The following is a 17,248-nucleotide window of genomic DNA, read 5'->3' as shown; positions in this document are numbered from 1 at the left end:
CCCAAGGTCCGCGCCATGCAGACCCCGCCCCTGATGACCGATCGCCCTGCCCTTTTGCGCAACCGCGCCCGCGCCGATGCGGACGCCCTTTTCCTGCACGGGGAAGTGCTGGCCGAAGTCGAGGAAAGACTCGTCGAGGTTAACAGGGCCTTTACGGATGTGGCGGTGGTGACGGGTTTTCCGGGGCTGTGGGCAAGGCCGGGGGCGGTTGTCCTGCCGGATGACGAGGTGCTGGACCTGAGGCCGCAGGGTCACGATCTGGTGATCCATGCGCTGGCGCTGCATTGGGCGAACGATCCGGTGGGGCAGTTGGTGCAGTGCCGCCGCGCCTTGCGGCCGGACGGGCTTTTCCTTGGGTTCCTGTTCGGGGGGCAGACGCTGGCCGAGTTGCGGGCCTGTCTGGCGCAGGCGGAGGCGGAGGTGACGGGCGGGCTGTCGCCGCGCGTGCTGCCGATGGGCGAGATACGGGACCTTGGCGCGCTGTTGCAGCGGGCGGGATTCGCGCTGCCGGTGGCGGACAGTTTCACGAAAACGGTGACTTACCGCGATGCGCTGGCCCTGATGCGGGACCTGCGGGCGATGGGCGAGGGCAATGCGCTGATGGCGCGGTTGCGGCGGCCCACGCGGCGGGGGGTGCTGCTGCGGGCGGTGGAATTGTATGCGGAACACCATGCCGGGGCGGATGGGCGCATCCGCGCCACCTTCGAGATCATCTGCCTGACGGGCTGGGCCCCGGACGAGAGCCAGCAAAAGCCGCTGCGGCCCGGTTCGGCTGCACAAAGATTGGCCGATGCGCTGGGCACGGACGAGTTGCGGCTTCCTGTCCGGGGTGGGGATGGTTGACCCCGGCGGATAAGCCTATATGTCCCGCCCAACACAGGAATTGAGGAAAACCGCGATGCTGGATGCCAAGCCGTCGATGCAGGATGCCATGAAGGGGCATGATGCGGGCGTGATCCATCCCGGTCAGGGGCGGCTGGCCCATGCGCCCGGCGACCATCCCCCGGTGCGGAAGGCGAAGATCGGCGTTCTGGTCGCGAACCTCGGCACGCCGGACAATTACGATTACTGGTCGATGCGGCGCTATCTGAACGAGTTCCTGTCGGACAAGCGGGTGGTCGACTATTCGGCGTGGATCTGGCAGCCGCTGCTGCAATTGGTGATCCTGTCGAAGCGGCCCTTTTCTTCGGGTGCGAATTACAAGCTGATCTGGAACCATGAGCTGAACGAAAGCCCGCTGCTGACGATCACCAAGGACCAGACGCGGAAAATCGCCGAGACCATCGCGAACAAGCATGGCGAAGGGATCATGGTGGATTTCTGCATGCGCTATGGCAACCCTTCGACCGAATCGAAGGTGCGCGCGATGGTGGAGGCGGGGTGCGAGAAGATCTTGTTCTTCCCGCTGTATCCGCATTACGCGGGCGCGACATCTGCCACGGCGAATGATCAGTTCTTCCGCGCGCTGATGAAGGAAAAGCGCCAGCCCGCGGTGCGGACGGTGCCGGAATATTTCGACCATCCGGCCTATATCGAGGCCTTGGCGCAATCGGTGGAGCGGGCCTATGCGGCGTTGGACCACAAGCCGGATGTTCTGGTGGCCTCTTATCACGGGATGCCGAAACGGTATCTGATGGAAGGCGACCCCTATCATTGCCAGTGCGCCAAGACCTCGCGACTGTTGCGGGAACGGCTGGGCTGGGAGAAGGGGTCGATCGACACGACCTTCCAATCCGTCTTTGGCCCGGAGGAGTGGCTGCGCCCCTATACGGTGGAGCATGTGGCCGAGCTGGCCAAGCAGGGGAAAAAGAAGATCGCGGTGATTGCGCCTGCGTTTTCAGCGGATTGCATCGAGACGCTGGAAGAGATCAACGGCGAGATCCGTGAGGCGTTCGAGCATGAGGGGGGCGAGGTGTTCACCTATATTCCCTGCCTGAACGACGACGCGGCTCATATCGAGGCGCTGGTCGCGGTGATCGAAGAGAACCTGACGGGCTGGCTGCGCTGAGGGCGCGGCCGGTTTGCGGGGTTGGGCGGAAATTTTTGGCGGACAAAAGAAAAGGGTCGGTGGGATGCCCACCGACCCTTTCCTATACGATGATCCAGAGATCAGTTCGAGGCAGCAGCCGCGATGACCAGCAGGAGCAGCAGCGGAACGATGATGCCGCCAGCCGAGGACGACGTGTTCGCTTCGACAACTTCCGGTTCCATAACGGGTTCAGCCATGCCGCCAGCGAAAGCGGTCGAGGCGGCAACCGTCAGAGCGGCAGCGAGCGCGAGTTTCTTCATGTTAACCTCCAGTTATTGCACAGCGCCGAATGTTGCAGAGGCGACGCGTGCACCCAAGATATACCTCGTGGCTTCTGTTAAGCAGCAACCTCAGCGGATTGCAACTTGCTGCTTACCGCGAACTCGCCGTTCCGCCGCATTTCGTCAAATTAGCAACACTTGCGTGCCGACTTTCGTGAGATCGAACAATTCCTGAATATGCTCGTTGTAGAGCCCGACGCAGCCATTGGAGGAGCGGCGGCCGATCTTGCGCGTGTCGTGGGTGCCGTGGATGCGGTAGTAGGTCCATGACAGGTAGAGCGCATGGGTGCCGAGCGGATTGTCGGGCGCGCCACCGGGCACGAGATCGGGCCATTCGGGATTGCGCGCCTTCATCGAGGCGGTGGGGCGCCATGGCGGCGCGACGACCTTCTGGATCACTTCGGTACGGCCCCGGCGGGTGAGATCTTCCGACAGGGGGACGGAGGTGGGGTAGAGGCGATAGACCGACTGATCCTCGGACCAGAAATGCAGGGCGCGCGAGGTGAGATCGACGAGGATCGCGCCGTTGCGCGTGTTGTCGAAATACTGCTGCCAATCCAGCATGCGGAAGCTGGAAGCGTTGTTGCGCACCGAGGAGGAAGCCCCCGGAAGGATTTCGGTCGAGCCTTCCATCGCGACGGCAGGCAGGGCGGTTGCCCCGGCCGCGAGCGCGGCGGCCCCTGTCACGAAGAGACGGCGGTTCAGCTTGGGTTTGCTGGAGACGGTCATTCTGCTTGCCCCTTGGTCATTGGCTGCCGGATCGGCATGTTTTGTTGGGTTGATAGCGATTTTCCCGGTTTTCGGCAATTCAAACACGCGTCAATCGGCGGTTGGGCGCGAGGATGTGATCCGGCTGCGGGTTGCGTTTGAACAAAGGGGCGGGTTTGGGTAAAGAGCGGGGCAATGATCAAATCGCCCGGCCAGATGGCCCGAGGCGGGACGGGGGCGAGCGGGACGATGAACAGACGGACGATCCTAATGATGGGTGGCGCTGCGGTGGCGCTTTCGGCCTGCATGCCGTCGATGGGCGCGGGGCCGAAGCTGGGGCCGGATGGCAAGCCCTTGCCGCAGGTCTACAACACGGCGGCGCAAGGGACGGGGGTGATCGAGTATCGCCTGCTGGATTCCGTCAATGCGCTGCGGCAGGCCCGGGGGATGGGGCCTCTGACGTTCAATTCGCAATTGAACGCGGCGGCCGCGACGCATTCGCGCGACATGTCGGTGCAGAACCGGCCTTGGCATTTCGGGTCCGACGGGTCTTCGCCCTTGGAGCGGGTGCGGCGCGTGGGATATCAGGGCAAGCTGCTGGGCGAGCTGATTTCCGAGACGTTCGAGACGGAGCTGGAGACGCTGGCCACGTGGATGGAGTCGCCCGACATGCGCGGTGTGATCCTTGATCCGGCGGCGACGGACATTGGCTTTGCGTGGTTCCAGGAAGCGAATGGCAAGATCTGGTGGACGCTGGTGACCGGGACCAATGCGATGGGCATGCCCATTGCGGGGCTGACCGGCTGATCTCTGTCAGGGATGCGACGGAAGCGGGGGGCCTTGCGGCCCCCTTTTCCTTTGCGGTCAGGGCAGGATGTGGATGACCGTGCCGGGTTTGACCATGGAATAGATGACCTCCATCTCCTCATCGGTCACGGCGATGCAGCCTTCGGTCCAGTCGCGGCGGGCGACGGGGCGGCGCGGGCCGCCGTGGATGAAGATGTCGCCGCCCGGTGATTTTCCGGCCGCCTCGGCAAAGGCCACATCCGCGGTGTTGGGATAGGAGATGCCCAGCGACAGGTGGAAGGCGGAGTTCGGATTGCGGTGGGTGATGTAATAGGTGCCTTCGGGCGTCTTGCCGTCGCCTTCGAACTGCTTGTGGCCCTGCGGCGCGAAGCCCAGCGCGATGTCGTAGGATTCCAGCACGCGGCCATTGTGCAGGAGATACATCTTCCGCGCGCCCTTGTGGACCTGAACAGAGGTGACCACGGGGCCGTTGTATTTGAGGAACTTGGATTTCGGGCCGCAGGCGGTGACGGTCACGGCCAGCGCAATAATGATTAAGACCTTGAAAAACCGCATGATACTGCCGCCTCGTCGTTTCTTTGTTCTTTGACGAAGGCCATAGACGAAAATGGCCGCCCTGCATAGGCAGCCTTTCGCCCATGTCCTTTCACGGAATCGTCAGCGCGAGAAGCGGGCGGCAAGTTCGACATGCGAGGACCAGCGGAACTGGTCGATGACCTGCACCCAGTCGAGGTGCCAGCCTGCGGTGACCAGCGTTTTCGCGTCACGGGCGAAGGTGACGGGGTTGCAGGAGACGGCGGCGATCACGGGCACCTGCGAGCGGGCAAGCGTGGCGAATTGCGCCTCGGCCCCTGCCCTTGGCGGGTCGATCACGACGGCGTCGAAGGGGCGGAGCTCGTCGGGTTCCAGCGGGCGGCGGAAGAGGTCGCGGGTTTCGGTGGTGACTTTCTTGAGGCCGGGGGTGGCGCGCCAACCCTTTTCCAGCGCGGCGGTCATGGCGGAATCGCCTTCGACGGCGAGGAGTTCGGCTTTTTCGGCCAGGGGGAGCGCGAAGGTGCCGCAGCCTGCGAAGAGGTCGGCTATGCGTTTGGCGTCGCCTACGGCTTCGGTGACGGCGTGCAGGAGGGCCGCTTCGCCTTGGGGGGTGGCTTGCAGGAAGGCGCCGGGGGGCGGGGCGACGAGGGCCTTGCCGAAGCGCTGCATCGGCGCGGTGCGGAGGGCGACGGTTTCGCCTGCCCATGTCAGGCGGGCGAGGCCGTGGGATTCGGCGATGCGCGCAAGGTCCATGCGGAGCGTGGCGTCGAGGTCTTTGCCGCCTGTGACCGCCACGTCGGGGCCTGCGAGGCTGCGCGTGATGGTCAGGGCGAGTTCGGTGGTGCGGGAGCCGCCTGCGCGGGTCAGCGCCTCCAGCGCGGGAAGAGTGGCGAGGAGGTCGGGGTGCAGGAGGTGGCAGTTGGGGACGGGGATGATGAGGTCGGAGCCGTGCGCATGGAAGCCGATGAGTGCGCCGCCCTTGGTCTTGCGCGCGGCCAGCGTGGCGCGGCGGCGGGAGTTGGGGGGCGAGGTGTGCGTGGGGCGGAAGGGCGCGTCGAGGCCTTGGCCTGCGAGGGCGCCTTTGACGATGCCCTCTTTCCATGCGGTCACGAAGGCGTCGGAGGCGTGCTGCATCAGGCAGCCGCCGCAGGTGCGGGCGTGGGGGCATGGGGGTTTCTTGCGGTCCGCCGAGGGCGTGACGATGCGGGGGTCGATCAGGCGGTCGCCGTCGAGGGTGCCTTCGACTTCCTCTCCCGGAAGAAGGCCGGGGATGTAGACGGGGCCTGCGGGGCCACGCGCGATGCCGTCGCCGAGATGGCCGAGGCGGTCGATGGTCAGGATCATGGGATGGCCTTGGCTGCCGTGAAGGACTGGCCTTCGGGGGCGAGGATGGTGGCTTCACGCAAACCGTGCGGTTTGTCGCGCGGGGGTTCGATGACGGTGCCGCCGAGGGCGGGGGCGCGGGTGGCGGCGGCGTCGGGGTCCGTGTCGAAGAGGTAGATTTGGATGCCAGCACCGCGCGGGGGGTTTTCGGGAAGGAGGTTCAGCAGGGGATGCCCCGCGAAGGTGGCATCGGCGTGGAATTGCATAAGGTGGGGGCCGTGGCCGACGAGCGCGAAGTCAGATGAGGCGCGGAGGAGTTTCAGGTCGAAGACTTCGGCCACGAAACGCGCCAGCGCCCCTGCGTCGCGGGTCAGGATGTTCAGCCCCACCCCGCGCAGGGATCGGCCGAGCGTTGCGCCATCGACGGTTGCGTGGTCCATCTCCGCCCCCCGTGGCGGATCATTCCGCCGCTTCCTTGTCCTCGACCCCGATGAAGCCACCCGATTGGCGGTTCCAGTAGCGGGCGTAGAGGCCGCCTTTCACCAGCAGTTCCTCATGCGTGCCTTCTTCGACGATGCGCCCGTCGTCAAGGACCACGATGCGGTCCATCGCGGATATGGTGGAGAGGCGGTGCGCGATGGCGAGGACGGTCTTGCCCTCCATCACGCGGGAGAGGGCGGATTGGATGTTGGCTTCGACTTCGGAGTCCAGCGCCGAGGTCGCCTCGTCGAGGACGAGGATCGGCGCGTCCTTCAGGAAGGCGCGGGCGAGGGCGATGCGCTGGCGCTGGCCGCCGGAGAGTTTGACGCCGCGTTCGCCGAGATAGGCGTCGTAGCCCTTGCGCCCCTGATGATCGACCATGTTGATGATGAAATCATGCGCCTCGGCGGCCTTCGCGGCGGCGATGATTTCGTCCATCGTCGCGTCGGGTTTGCCGTAGGCGATGTTGTCGCGAGCGGAGCGGTTGAACATCGCGGTTTCCTGCGTGACCATCCCGATCTGACGGCGGAGCGACTCTTGCGTGACGGTGCGGACGTCGTGGGAATCGACCCTAACGCTGCCGGATTCGGTGTCGTAGAGCCGCAGGAGAAGGGAGACGAGCGAGGATTTCCCCGCGCCGGATGCACCGACGATGCCCAGTTTTTCCCCTGCGCGGATGGTCAGCGCGATGTCACGGACCCCGCCGCGTTTGCGGCCATAGGCGAAGGAGGCGTGGTCGAAGGTGATCTCGCCCTTGATCGGCGGCAGGTCGTGGGCGTCTGCTGCGTCGGCCAGCGCATGGGGGATGGCGAGGGTCTTCATGCCGTCCTCGACCTCGCCCACCGAGGTGTAGATGGACATGAGGGTGAAGCTGACCCAGCCCGACATCTGCGCGATGCGCATGGCGATGGCGCCCGCGGCGGCGATGTCGCCCGCGGTGGAGGCGCCCTGCATCCAGAGGAGGACAGCGCCGCCGATCAGGAGGAGGGGGAGGACCCCCGCCAGCGTCATCAGGGACAGGCGGAACCATGTGGAGATGACGCCGAATTCGAGGGATTTTTCGCGGAAGACTTCCATCGACCGCAGCGCGACTTTGTCCTCGAAGGCGGCGTGGGCGAAAAGTTTGACGGTCTTGATGTTGGTGATGGTGTCGACGACCTGCCCCGACACCATCGCGCGGGACGATGCGCGGGCGGCGGAGTTGACGCGCACGCGGGGCATGAAGAAGCGGATGAGGAAGATGTAGGCGACCAGCCAGACGGCCAGCGCCAGCGCGATGCGGTTGTCGATGGCCAGCAGGAAGACGACCGATCCGATGACGGAGGCAAGGGCGAAGCAGACCGTGTTGATGACTTCGGTCGCCACATCGGTGACGGCGCGGGCGGCCTGCATCTGCTTGGTGGCGATGCGCCCCGCGAAATCGTTGTCGAAGAAGGTGACGGCCTGACCCAGCGTCCAGCGGTGCAGGCGCGACAGGACGAGGGGGAGGACGTTGGGACCGATGACGATGGAGTTCGACGCCGCCGAGATGCCGAAGGCGAGGGGGCGCAGGACCATGTAGAACAGGACGAAGACAGTGATCAGTTGCCAGTGGTCCGAGAGGAAGGTCGCGGGGCCGGAGGCAAGGGCCGCGTCGATCACCCAGCCGAGGATGAGGGCGGAGACGACTTCGGTCACGCCTGCGAGCGAGGAGAGGATGCCTGCGACGATCAGGGCGGGCCATGATCCCGAGAGCGACCAGAGGAAGAACTTCCCCAGCTTTTCCGGCGGCGGTGCATCGGCGGGGCGGAAGGCGTCGATCATGTTGCCGAGGCTGCGGGACAGGTTCATTCGGCAGCCTCTTCTTCCAGACCGATGAAGCCACCGGATTGCCGCGCCCAGAAGCGGGCGTAGAGGCCGCCTTGGGACAGGAGGTCGGCATGGGTGCCCTGTTCGGCGATGCGCCCATCCTCCAGCACCACGATCCGGTCCATCGCGGCGATGGTGGAGAGGCGGTGCGCGATGGCGATGACGGTCTTGCCCTGCATGACGCCGTAGAGCGCGTCTTGAATCGCGGCTTCGGCTTCGCTGTCCAGCGCCGAGGTCGCCTCGTCGAGGATCAGGATGGGGGCGTCCTTGAGGATCACGCGGGCGAGGGCGACGCGCTGGCGTTGGCCGCCGGAGAGTTTCACGCCGCGTTCGCCGACATGGGCATCATAGCCGCGGCGGCCCTGCGGGTCTTCGAGCGTGAGGATGAAGTCGTGGGCCTCGGCGCGTTTGGCGGCGGCGATCATATCGTCTTCGGTCGCGTCGGGGCGGCCGTAGAGGATGTTGTCGCGGACCGAGCGGTGGAGGAGCGACGAGTCCTGCTGAACCATGCCGATCTGCTGGCGCAGGCTGTTCTGCGTCACATGGGCGATGTCCTGACCGTCGATCAGGATGCGCCCGCCTTCGCAGTCGTAGAAGCGCAGCATCAGCTTCACCAGCGTCGATTTCCCCGCGCCGGAGCGGCCGACGACGCCGATCTTTTCACCGGGGTTGATGGTGAGGGTGATGCCTTGCAGACCACCCGAGCCGCGCCCGTAATGGTGCTGGATGTTTTCGAGGTCGATGCGGCCTTGGGTGAAGCGCAGGGGTTTCGCGTCCCGCGCGTCCACGAGGCCGATGGGATGGGTGATCGTCTCCATCCCCTCCTGCACCACGCCCAGCGCCTGCACGAGGGAGGAGAAGGCCCACATGATCCAGTAGGTCATGTTGTTCAGCCGCAGCACCAGCGCGGTGGCGGCGGCGACGGTGCCGATGGTGGCCGCGCCCTGATACCACAGCAGGATCGCCCAGCCCGTGATGGCGACGATCAGGAACCCGTTCAGGACCGTCAGGGCGAGGTCCATCTTGGTGATGATCCGCATCTCCTGCTTGAACGTCTCGCGCGCGTGTTCGATCGACTCCTTGGCGTAGTCGAGTTCGCGGGCGTCATGGGCGAAGAGCTTGACGGAGTGGATGTTGGTATAGGCATCCACCACCCGCCCCGTGACGGCAGAGCGGGCGTCGGAGCTGGCCTTGGATGCGGGGCCCGCGCGGCGGACGGTCCAGCGGACGAGGGCGGCGTAGAGGATGAACCACACGACCAGCGGCAGCAGCAGGCGCGGGTCGGCATCGGCCAGCATGATGCCCGCGCCGACCACGGTGACGGAGGCGAAGGCGACGGCATCGAAGGTCTGGAACACCGCGTCGCCTGCGGCGGGGGGCGTCTGCATGATGCGGTTGGCGATGCGTCCGGCGAAATCGCTTTCGAACCAGCCGACGGGTTGGCGGATCACATGGGCATGCGCGCGCCAGCGGATCATCGTGCCGAAGTTCGGCAGGATCGTGTTGTGGAGCAGCGCCACGTTGCCGACGAGGAGGATTGGCCGCAGGATCAGGACGGCGAGGGCCACCGCTATCATCTCATTGCCGTAAAGCGCCCAAGCCTGTTGCGGGCCGTTCTGCGCCAGCAGGTCCACCAACCGCCCGACATACCAGATCAGCGCCACATCGGCGAAGGCCGAGATGACGGAGAGTATGGCCGTGACGGCAAACACCCCCCGGAAGGGGCGGATGTAGTCCTTGAGAAAGGGCCAGAGCCGCCGGGGCGGCGTATCGGTTTGCTCGTAGGGACCGTAGGGGTCGACGAGGCCTTCGAAGAAACGGAACACGGGAAAGAGCCTCTGCAATGAGGTCCCATCATATAGACCCGTTCGAAGCCGAGGGAAACCGTCAGGCAAGCAGTTGTGAGCGGGTCAGGCGCAGGTCGGAGGCGAGCCATGCCTTTTCCAGCCGCTTGAGTTCCTGCCCGAGAGCGGGGCCGACGAGGCCCGGAAGATCGGCGGCGGTGACGGGAAAGCGGGCGGCGGCACCACGGGCGACGTCGTCCTGCCAATGGGCGGGAAGGGGCTGTTCCAAGAGCGCCGCGCGCAGGAGAAGGGCATCGGTCGCGAGGTCGGCACCATGGCGGTAGGCAAGGGGCGCGGGTGCGGTGGTCGTGGGGATTTCGGTGCGCAGTGCGGCAAGGTCGCGTTGTTCGGCACGCGAGAGGCGCAGTGCGTCTGTCGGGTCTTCACCGCCGAGGACTGCGAGGCGGCGCAGCCAGCGGGGGGGAAGGTCGCCTTCGAGATGGATGAGCGGCGCGAGGGCGCGGGTATCGGTTCCGGGCAACAGCGCGGCAAGGATGCCTGCCTGCGCCATGCTGGCGGTGGCAGGAGCGGGATCGGGGGCGGAGAGAAGTTTGCGGATCTCGGACCCGATGCGTTCGCGCGACAGGCCGGGAAGGCCCTCCATGCCTGCGGCACAGGCGGCGAGGCCCTCGGCATCCATGCCCAGCGCGGGGTCGCCATACCATGCGGTGAAGCGGAAGAACCGAAGGATGCGAAGGTAATCTTCGCGGATGCGCCGTGCCGGATCACCCACGAAGCGGACATGGCGGGCGCCCAGGTCGGGCAGGCCATCCAGCGGGTCAACGACAGTTCCATCCGGGCGGGCGTAGAGGGCGTTCATCGTGAAGTCGCGGCGGGCGGCGTCTTCCTCGATCCTTGCAGAGAAGGCGACGGTGGCGTGGCGGCCATCGGTTGCGACGTCGCGGCGGAAGGTCGTCACCTCATGCGGTTTGCCGTTTGCGACGACGGTGACGGTGCCGTGGTCGATGCCCGTGGGCACGGGTTTCAGGTCTGCGGCCTTTGCCAGTGCAACGACACGATCGGGGGTGGCGTCGGTGGCGATGTCGATATCGGTGACGGCGGCGTGCAGCAGGGCGTTGCGGACACAGCCGCCGACGAAGAGCGCCTGATGCCCTGCCCCGGTCAGCATGGCGCAGACCGCCTGCGTGGCGGGGTCATGCAGCCATGCGCCGTCGATCTTCATTCCTGCACCCGGTCTGCCAGACCACGAAGGATGCGGGCCGTCGCGCCCCAGATGTAATAGGGGCCGTAGGGAACGGCATAGTAGCGCCGCCATTCGTTGCGCCAGCGGCGGCGTTCGATGGCATAATTCGCGGGGGTGAGAACGTGGGAGAGGGGGGTGGTGAAGACCTCTTCCACCTCGCCCGCCTCGGGCACGGGGGCGAAGTCTTGCCGGATGAGGCCGAGGACGGGGGTGACGGTGAAACCCGTGACGGTTTCATGTTCGGGCAGGGTGCCGATGATTTCGACATGGGAGGGCGGAAGGCCGATCTCTTCGCGGCTTTCGCGGAGGGCGGCACCGATGACGCCAGCGTCGCCCGCATCCACCTTGCCGCCGGGGAAGGCGATTTGGCCGGGGTGATGTTTCAGGTGGGAGGAGCGTTTCGTCAGGATCAGCCGCGCGCCGTCAGGGCGCAGCCAGACCGGGACCAGAACCGCCGCCGGGCGCAGGACGCGCCCCGGCGGCAGGGTGATCGCGGGGTTCAGGTCGAAATCGGACGAGGGCCGCGCAGGGCGGAGAAGCGCCTTGCGCAAGATGTCCTCGGCCTCAGGCATCCGGGGCCTTTTCCGCCTCAAATCCCACGGTCTTGGGATCGAGTTCGTAATGCGCGCCGCAGAACTGGCAATCGGCGGTGACGATGCCTTCGGGCGTGGTCATGTAGGCGATGTCCTTGGCGGAGTAGATGGAAAGCGAATTGCGGACCTTCTCTTCCGAACAGGAGCAGCCGAAGCGCAAGGGTTGGGCGTCGAAGACGCGGGGGCCTTCCTCGTGGAAGAGGCGGATGAGGAGTTCTGTGGGTTGGACAGAGGGGCCGATCAGTTCCATCTCTTCGACCGTGTCGAGAAGGAGATTGGCCCGCGTCCAGTTTTCGCCCTCGTCGCCCGAAAGGATGTCGGCATGGGTAAGGAGGCCGCCCTCGCCCGACCCTTCGGATGCTGCGACGAAGGGGGATGCCTTTGGCATGTGCTGCAGCATCACGCCGCCCGCGCGCCAATGGGGCGCGGCGCCGGGGTGCTGGCTTTTGCCGAAGGTGACGGCGAAGCGGGTGGGAAGCTGTTCGGATTGCGCGAAATAGGTTTCCGCGCAGGCCGAGAGCGACCCGCCCGCGATGGGGGTGATGCCGGAATAGGGAACCGTCCCCTCGCCCTGGTCGATCAGCACGGCGAGGTAGCCTGCGCCGATCTGGCTGAAGGCGGGGGCGGCGGGATCGAGCCTGTCCTTGTCGAAGCTGGCATAGGCGCGGATGCGGGCGGGTTGGCCATCCTCGGACGGGCCATAGTAATCGGTGGCGATCAGGCGGGCGGGACCCTTGCCGCGGACTTGCAGCGAGAGTTTCCAGCGCAGCTTGATGGTCTGGCCGATCAGCGCGGTGAGAAGCGCGGTTTCCGCGACCAGCGCCTCGATCTGCGGGGGGTAGGCGTGTTGCTTCAGGACCTGATCCAGCACGCCGTCCAGCCGCGCCACGCGGCCGCGGATATCGGAGCGATCAAGCTGAAATGGCAGGACGGTGTCGTCCCAGGCGAGTTGAGAGCCGATGGTCATGGGGTTTCCTGATTGTGCCCGTCCCGAATAGCGCGCCAATATGGGTTGGGCAACTGTGAGGCCGGAAAGATGATCCGTCGATATGGGGAGCCGTTGAAGCAAGGTCAACGGTACAAACGCAGGCCGGGGGTCTATGCGATCCTGCTGGACGGGGGGCATCTGCTGGCGACGCATCAGGCGGAGCCAGTGCCGGAGTATCAGCTTCCTGGTGGCGGGATCGACCCCGGCGAGCATCCGGTGGCGGCGCTGCATCGGGAAGTGTTCGAGGAGACGGGGTGGCGTGTCGCGGTGGAGCGGCGGTTGGGGGCCTATCGGCGGTTCACCTATATGCCGGAATACGACATGTGGGCCGAGAAGCTTTGCACCGTCTATCTGGCGCGGCCAGTGCGGCGGTTGGGACCGCCGAGCGAGGCGGGGCACAGCGCGGTGTGGATGCCCGCCGAAGCGGGGCTGGACCTGCTGGGCGGTGAGGGGGACCGGGCGATGCTGGGGCGGTTGCTGGGGATCAGGCGCTGAGCGCGGGGCGGTAATCGAAGACGACGGCAGAGATGTCGTCGGGGAAATCCACGGTTCCGGCATGGCGGGAGAGGCCCGCCAGCAGCGCATCGCGCAGGACGGTGCCGCGCAGGGCGGCGCTATGCCGGATGAGTGCGGCAAGGCCGTGGTCGCCAAGCTCGCCAGCGGGACCGGGGCATTCGGTGACGCCGTCAGAGGGGATAATGAGCCTGTCGCCGGGATGAAGGCGGAGATTGATCGCGGCATAGCTAGCGTCGGGGATCAGGCCGACGGGAAAACCGCCTTGCCCTATCTGGCGGGGGCAGCGGTCATGCGTGAGGTGCAGGGGATGGGGATGGCCCGCCTGCACGAGGGATACAAGCCCATCGGCAAGCGAAACGTCGGCATAGACCATGGTGAGGTAGAGATCGCCCTGCTGATCGGCGCAGAGCAGACGGTTGAGCCGGTCCACCACCTGTTGGGCGGTGAGGGGTCGGCCTTCCTGAAAGGCGATGTTCTGTTCGGGCGACCGGCCCGAGAGCAGGGCGGCAAGGCGGGCGGCCATGAGGGCGGCGGCGACGCCATGACCCGAGACATCGATGGAATAGAGGGCGATGCGGTCCGGCGTGAGGGGGAACCAGCCGACGAGATCGCCGCCGAGGTGGCCGGAGGGTTGCATCAGGAAGGTCGCCTCGCCCGCACCAAGGCGGATCACAGGTTCGGGCAAGAGCGAGAGTTGCAGACGCCGCGCCTCGGCCAGATCGCGCTGGAGGGCGCCGTAGAGGCGTTGCAGATCGCTGTTGCGGCGGCGCAGTTCGGCCTGCATCCGCAGGATGCGTTCCCCGGCATGGAGGCGGGCCTGCAGTTCGGCGGGGTCGATGGGTTTGGTGAGGAAATCGTCGGCCCCGCTGGCGAGGCCGTCGGCCACGGCGGATTTTCCCGATTTCGCACTTACTAGTACGAAATAGCCGTAGTTTTCGCGGGGCAGCGCGCGGAAGGCGCGGCAGAAATCCGGGCCAGACATCCCGGGCATGACCCAATCGCTGAGGACCATGTCGAATTCATGCTCACGCGCGAGGGCAAGCGCGGCCTGCCCGGAGCCGGCCTCTGACACGTCATAGCCCCAGCGGGACAGTTGCAGGGCCAGCATCTGCCGCTGTGCCCTGCTGTCATCCGCGACGAGGATTCGCCTGTTCTGCGCGGATTGAAGCACGCCACCCTTCCCCCGATGAAACACCCGCCGGCAGGATAGGGCGCGTGGGTTAACCGGCGGTCAAAATCGAAAATGCGGGATATTTCGGCGCGGTTGCGGCGGCCTTCGTTCACCCGTGATTCAGGATCGCGGGCGAAGATCGGGCCTGTGTGAAACGAGGTTCGTGTGGTGACATGCTGGTGAATGCGGAACGGCTTGCCGCCTTGCGCGCGGAGATCGGCGAGGACGGATTCGAGGAGGTGCTGGAGATGTTCCTGAAGGAAAGCGACGAGGTGGTGGCACGGCTGGCCGCGCCATCCATTCCCGAGTCGATCGAGGCGGATCTGCACTTCCTGAAGGGAACCGCGCTGACGCTTGGGATGGATGATCTGGCCGATATGTGCAGGCGGGGCGAGCAGGGGGCGGCGGTCGACCCCGCCGCTCTGGCCGATCTGTATCGGCGGTCCTGTGCGGCGCTGCCCGCGCTGGCCTAGATAAGGAATTCCGACAGGACCTCGTCATTGGTGATGTCGCGATAGGCGAAGGCGGCATCGTCAAGCTTGGCAAAGAGGTCGCGGAAGTTTTCCGGCCTGCGGGTTTCGATGCCGATCAGGACGGAGCCGAAGTTGCGCGCGGATTTCTTGAGGTATTCGAAACGCGCGATATCGTCATCGGGGCCGAGCATGCCGAGGAATTCGCGCAGGGCGCCGGGACGCTGGGGCATGCGCAGGATGAAGTACTTCTTCACGCCCGAATAGCGCTGGGCGCGTTCCTTCACCTCGGGCAGGCGTTCGAAATCGAAGTTGCCGCCGGAGGTGACGCAGACGACGACCTTGCCCCGGATCTCTTCCGCCAGTTCCGGCAGGACATCGACGGAAAGCGCGCCTGCGGGTTCAAGAACGATGCCTTCGACATTCAGCATCTCCAGCATGGTGACGCAGATGCGGTCTTCGGGGGCGAGGAGGACGTTGGAGGTGTCGATCCAGTTCAGGTGCGCGAAGGTGCGGTCGCCAAGGCGGGCGACGGCGGCCCCATCGACGAAACTGTTGACGCGGGGGAGTTTGCTGGGTTCCCCGGCACGGAGGGCGGCCATCAGGCTTGCCCCGCCCAAGGGTTCGACGAAGCGGTAATCCGTGGTGGGCGCGGTTTCGCGCAGATAGGCGGTGACGCCGGAGGCGAGGCCGCCACCCCCCACGGGCAGGATCACCAGATCGGGCGCGCGGCCGAGTTGTTCCAGCATCTCGACGCCCACGGAGGATTGGCCGAGGATCACGTCGGCATCATCGAAGGGCGAGAGGAAATGCGCGCCCTGTTCGCTGCAAAAGGACTGCGCGGCGGCGAGGGTCTGGTCGAAATAGTCGCCGGTCAGGACGATGCGGACATTTTCGCCCCCGAAGGCGCGGGTTTTGTCGATCTTCTGCTGGGGCGTGGTGACGGGCATGAAGATCGTGCCCTGCACACCGAAATGGCGGCAGGCGAAGGCCACGCCCTGCGCATGATTCCCGGCGCTGGCGCAGACGAAACTGCGGCGGTCGGGTGTCTGGTCCAGCACCTTGCGCATGGCGGTGAAGGCGCCGCGGATCTTGTAGCTTCTTACCGGAGTGAGATCTTCGCGTTTCAGCCAGATCTCGGCATCGTAGCGCTGCGAGAGGTGTTCGTTCCGCTGCAGGGGCGTTTCGGGAAAGAGTTCACGCAGCGCAAGCGTGGCGGCAAGGGATCGCTTGGAGAAATCGGTCATTCTGCGGGATTCCCCCAATGATTACCATTTTGCGTGCCCGTGATGCATTCGCATTCCTTAATGCTGCCACGGAATTGCCATATCCCGGCGGGAAGGCTGTCGGGCAGAGTTCTTAAGCGAGGAGGGGGACATGTTCCATCCCAAGAAGATCGTGACTGTTCTGGGTATCACGACGCTTTTGCTTGGCCCGCTTGCGCCGGTTTCGACCTTGATCGGGGCAGATGGGGCCTATGCCGGAAATGGCAATGGCAATGGTGGCGGCGGCGGTGGTGGAAATGGCGGTGGCGGCGGCAATGGGGGTGGAAACGGGGGTGGCGGTGGCAGTGGCGGCAAGAGCAGCGACTCGTCTTCCTCATCCTCGGGCGGCAAGGGGGGCGAGAAGTCTTCTGGCGCGCGGTCGAACGGAAACGGGGGTTCCAGCGGCTCGCAGCAGGCGGCCGCCGGAAAGCCCGCGAAGCCGAAGGCTGCGTCGAGTGAGGGGACCGATTTGGCTGCCCATGAACTTGGCAACATGAATGGCGCGATGAATGCGAACATCAATGCCGTGCTGGCCCATATCCGCAACGGCAATACCAACGGGCCTGTGGGGACATTGGCCGCACTGATGGCGGCGGATGCGCAACTGGGCGATCTGGATGCGGAAGAGGTGCTGGAGCGGGCGGAAGTCTGGGAGCGCTATGAGGCGGATGTGACCGCCGCGCTGGGCGAGGATTACCGTACGGTGCAGGATTATCTGGATGCCAAGCAGGCGCAGGCGGATTATCCCGATCTTCTGGCCGATTGGACCGAGTTGGACGCGGCCTATCAGCAGGCGCTGGTCGATGATCCGGACAATGCCGAGGCCCTGAATCCCGGACCGGCGCCGGAAGACCCCGGTTTCGTGGCAATTGCCGAGCTTGAGGACCTGCTGGCCGCACCGCCCGAGGGTGAGGCGCCCGACGAGGATGAGGTCGCGGCGGCTGAAGCTGTGACCGATGCGGAAGCGGCGGTTCTGGCGTTGTGGAACAAGAACCCGGATTCCACCGACGGGATGACGGAAGAGGAAGAGGCGCTGCTGCAATCGCTGCGGGATCGGTTCAGCGCGGCAGAGTTGGAGCGGATCGCGGCGGCGTCCGGTTCCTGACGCGGACCGCCGGCGGAACGTGGAGGGGCGGCCTTGGGCCGCCCTTTTGCATTCGGGGCCACCCTTGCCGCGCGGGGCAAGA

Annotated in this window: 18 protein-coding genes; 6 read left to right on the top strand and 12 right to left on the bottom strand. The window is 65.7% G+C overall.

All coding sequences use genetic code 11. From position 1 onward, the window contains the following. Nucleotides 1-15 precede the first annotated feature (15 nt). The gene (locus TabM4_RS19610; protein ID WP_434616437.1) at nucleotides 16-843 is read left to right on the top strand and encodes an SAM-dependent methyltransferase; all 828 of its coding nucleotides are present in this window, start codon (nucleotides 16-18) and stop codon (nucleotides 841-843) included. Between the two features lie 88 nt (nucleotides 844-931). Next, complete coding sequence (hemH, locus tag TabM4_RS19605; RefSeq protein WP_434622185.1) at nucleotides 932-2,008, top strand: ferrochelatase; 1,077 nt, start codon at nucleotides 932-934, stop codon at nucleotides 2,006-2,008. Between the two features lie 101 nt (nucleotides 2,009-2,109). On the opposite strand, the gene TabM4_RS19600 is transcribed toward hemH, so the two are convergent. Further along, the gene (locus TabM4_RS19600; RefSeq protein WP_281464470.1) at nucleotides 2,110-2,289 is read right to left on the bottom strand and encodes a hypothetical protein; all 180 of its coding nucleotides are present in this window, start codon (nucleotides 2,287-2,289) and stop codon (nucleotides 2,110-2,112) included. Nucleotides 2,290-2,433: 144 nt separating this feature from the next. After that, nucleotides 2,434-3,039: a L,D-transpeptidase gene (locus TabM4_RS19595; RefSeq protein ID WP_434616433.1), complete on the bottom strand. Its 606-nt coding sequence runs from the start codon at nucleotides 3,037-3,039 to the stop codon at nucleotides 2,434-2,436. Nucleotides 3,040-3,267: 228 nt separating this feature from the next. Between TabM4_RS19595 and TabM4_RS19590 the strand changes: the two genes are divergently transcribed. Further along, nucleotides 3,268-3,825 (top strand): CAP domain-containing protein, encoded by a 558-nt coding sequence (locus tag TabM4_RS19590; RefSeq protein ID WP_434622183.1) that lies wholly within the window; start codon nucleotides 3,268-3,270, stop codon nucleotides 3,823-3,825. A gap of 57 nt (nucleotides 3,826-3,882) precedes the next feature. On the opposite strand, the gene TabM4_RS19585 is transcribed toward TabM4_RS19590, so the two are convergent. The 8 genes from TabM4_RS19585 to TabM4_RS19550 all read right to left on the bottom strand — a co-directional run bounded on the left by TabM4_RS19585 (nucleotide 3,883) and on the right by TabM4_RS19550 (nucleotide 12,618). Continuing rightward, a complete protein-coding gene (locus TabM4_RS19585) occupies nucleotides 3,883-4,380 on the bottom strand; it encodes a L,D-transpeptidase family protein (protein WP_434616430.1) in 498 nt (165 codons plus the stop codon). Between the two features lie 102 nt (nucleotides 4,381-4,482). After that, entirely contained in the window at nucleotides 4,483-5,703 is a 1,221-nt protein-coding gene (locus TabM4_RS19580; protein WP_434616427.1) for a class I SAM-dependent RNA methyltransferase, read from the bottom strand. Then, nucleotides 5,700-6,122, bottom strand: a complete 423-nt coding sequence (locus TabM4_RS19575) for a VOC family protein (RefSeq protein WP_434616424.1) — start codon at nucleotides 6,120-6,122, stop codon at nucleotides 5,700-5,702. Before TabM4_RS19575 ends, TabM4_RS19580 begins: the two co-directional genes overlap by 4 nt. Before the next feature lie 19 nt (nucleotides 6,123-6,141). After that, entirely contained in the window at nucleotides 6,142-7,992 is a 1,851-nt protein-coding gene (locus tag TabM4_RS19570) for an ABC transporter ATP-binding protein (RefSeq protein ID WP_434616421.1), read from the bottom strand. Further along, on the bottom strand, nucleotides 7,989-9,836 hold the full coding sequence (locus TabM4_RS19565) for an ABC transporter ATP-binding protein (protein WP_434616417.1): 1,848 nt from the start codon (nucleotides 9,834-9,836) through the stop codon (nucleotides 7,989-7,991). The genes TabM4_RS19570 and TabM4_RS19565 overlap by 4 nt, the downstream gene beginning before the upstream one ends. Nucleotides 9,837-9,897: 61 nt before the next feature. Further along, complete coding sequence (locus TabM4_RS19560; protein ID WP_434616414.1) at nucleotides 9,898-11,037, bottom strand: CCA tRNA nucleotidyltransferase; 1,140 nt, start codon at nucleotides 11,035-11,037, stop codon at nucleotides 9,898-9,900. Beyond that, entirely contained in the window at nucleotides 11,034-11,630 is a 597-nt protein-coding gene (locus TabM4_RS19555; protein WP_434616411.1) for a CoA pyrophosphatase, read from the bottom strand. The genes TabM4_RS19560 and TabM4_RS19555 overlap by 4 nt, the downstream gene beginning before the upstream one ends. Continuing rightward, nucleotides 11,623-12,618: an Hsp33 family molecular chaperone HslO gene (locus TabM4_RS19550; protein ID WP_434616408.1), complete on the bottom strand. Its 996-nt coding sequence runs from the start codon at nucleotides 12,616-12,618 to the stop codon at nucleotides 11,623-11,625. The genes TabM4_RS19555 and TabM4_RS19550 overlap by 8 nt, the downstream gene beginning before the upstream one ends. 69 nt (nucleotides 12,619-12,687) lie before the next feature. On the opposite strand from TabM4_RS19550, the gene TabM4_RS19545 reads away from it, so the two are divergent. Then, the gene (locus TabM4_RS19545; protein ID WP_434616406.1) at nucleotides 12,688-13,134 is read left to right on the top strand and encodes an NUDIX domain-containing protein; all 447 of its coding nucleotides are present in this window, start codon (nucleotides 12,688-12,690) and stop codon (nucleotides 13,132-13,134) included. Here TabM4_RS19545 and TabM4_RS19540 read toward each other — a convergent pair. After that, entirely contained in the window at nucleotides 13,124-14,326 is a 1,203-nt protein-coding gene (locus tag TabM4_RS19540; protein WP_434616403.1) for a PP2C family protein-serine/threonine phosphatase, read from the bottom strand. The genes TabM4_RS19545 and TabM4_RS19540 overlap by 11 nt on opposite strands. Nucleotides 14,327-14,499: 173 nt before the next feature. Between TabM4_RS19540 and TabM4_RS19535 the strand changes: the two genes are divergently transcribed. Next, nucleotides 14,500-14,799: an Hpt domain-containing protein gene (locus tag TabM4_RS19535; RefSeq protein ID WP_434616400.1), complete on the top strand. Its 300-nt coding sequence runs from the start codon at nucleotides 14,500-14,502 to the stop codon at nucleotides 14,797-14,799. On the opposite strand, the gene ilvA is transcribed toward TabM4_RS19535, so the two are convergent. Next, the gene (gene ilvA / locus TabM4_RS19530) at nucleotides 14,796-16,043 is read right to left on the bottom strand and encodes a threonine ammonia-lyase IlvA (protein WP_434616397.1); all 1,248 of its coding nucleotides are present in this window, start codon (nucleotides 16,041-16,043) and stop codon (nucleotides 14,796-14,798) included. The genes TabM4_RS19535 and ilvA overlap by 4 nt on opposite strands. Nucleotides 16,044-16,173: 130 nt before the next feature. Between ilvA and TabM4_RS19525 the strand changes: the two genes are divergently transcribed. Beyond that, on the top strand, nucleotides 16,174-17,166 hold the full coding sequence (locus TabM4_RS19525; RefSeq protein ID WP_434616394.1) for a hypothetical protein: 993 nt from the start codon (nucleotides 16,174-16,176) through the stop codon (nucleotides 17,164-17,166). The last annotated feature ends 82 nt before the right edge of the window (nucleotides 17,167-17,248 follow it).

This window comes from Tabrizicola sp. M-4 (assembly GCF_051132405.1).
Taxonomy (GTDB): Bacteria; Pseudomonadota; Alphaproteobacteria; order Rhodobacterales; family Rhodobacteraceae; genus Paragemmobacter.
The sequence above is the reverse complement of the archived record's forward strand: the minus strand, read 5'-3'. Positions and strand labels throughout refer to the sequence as shown.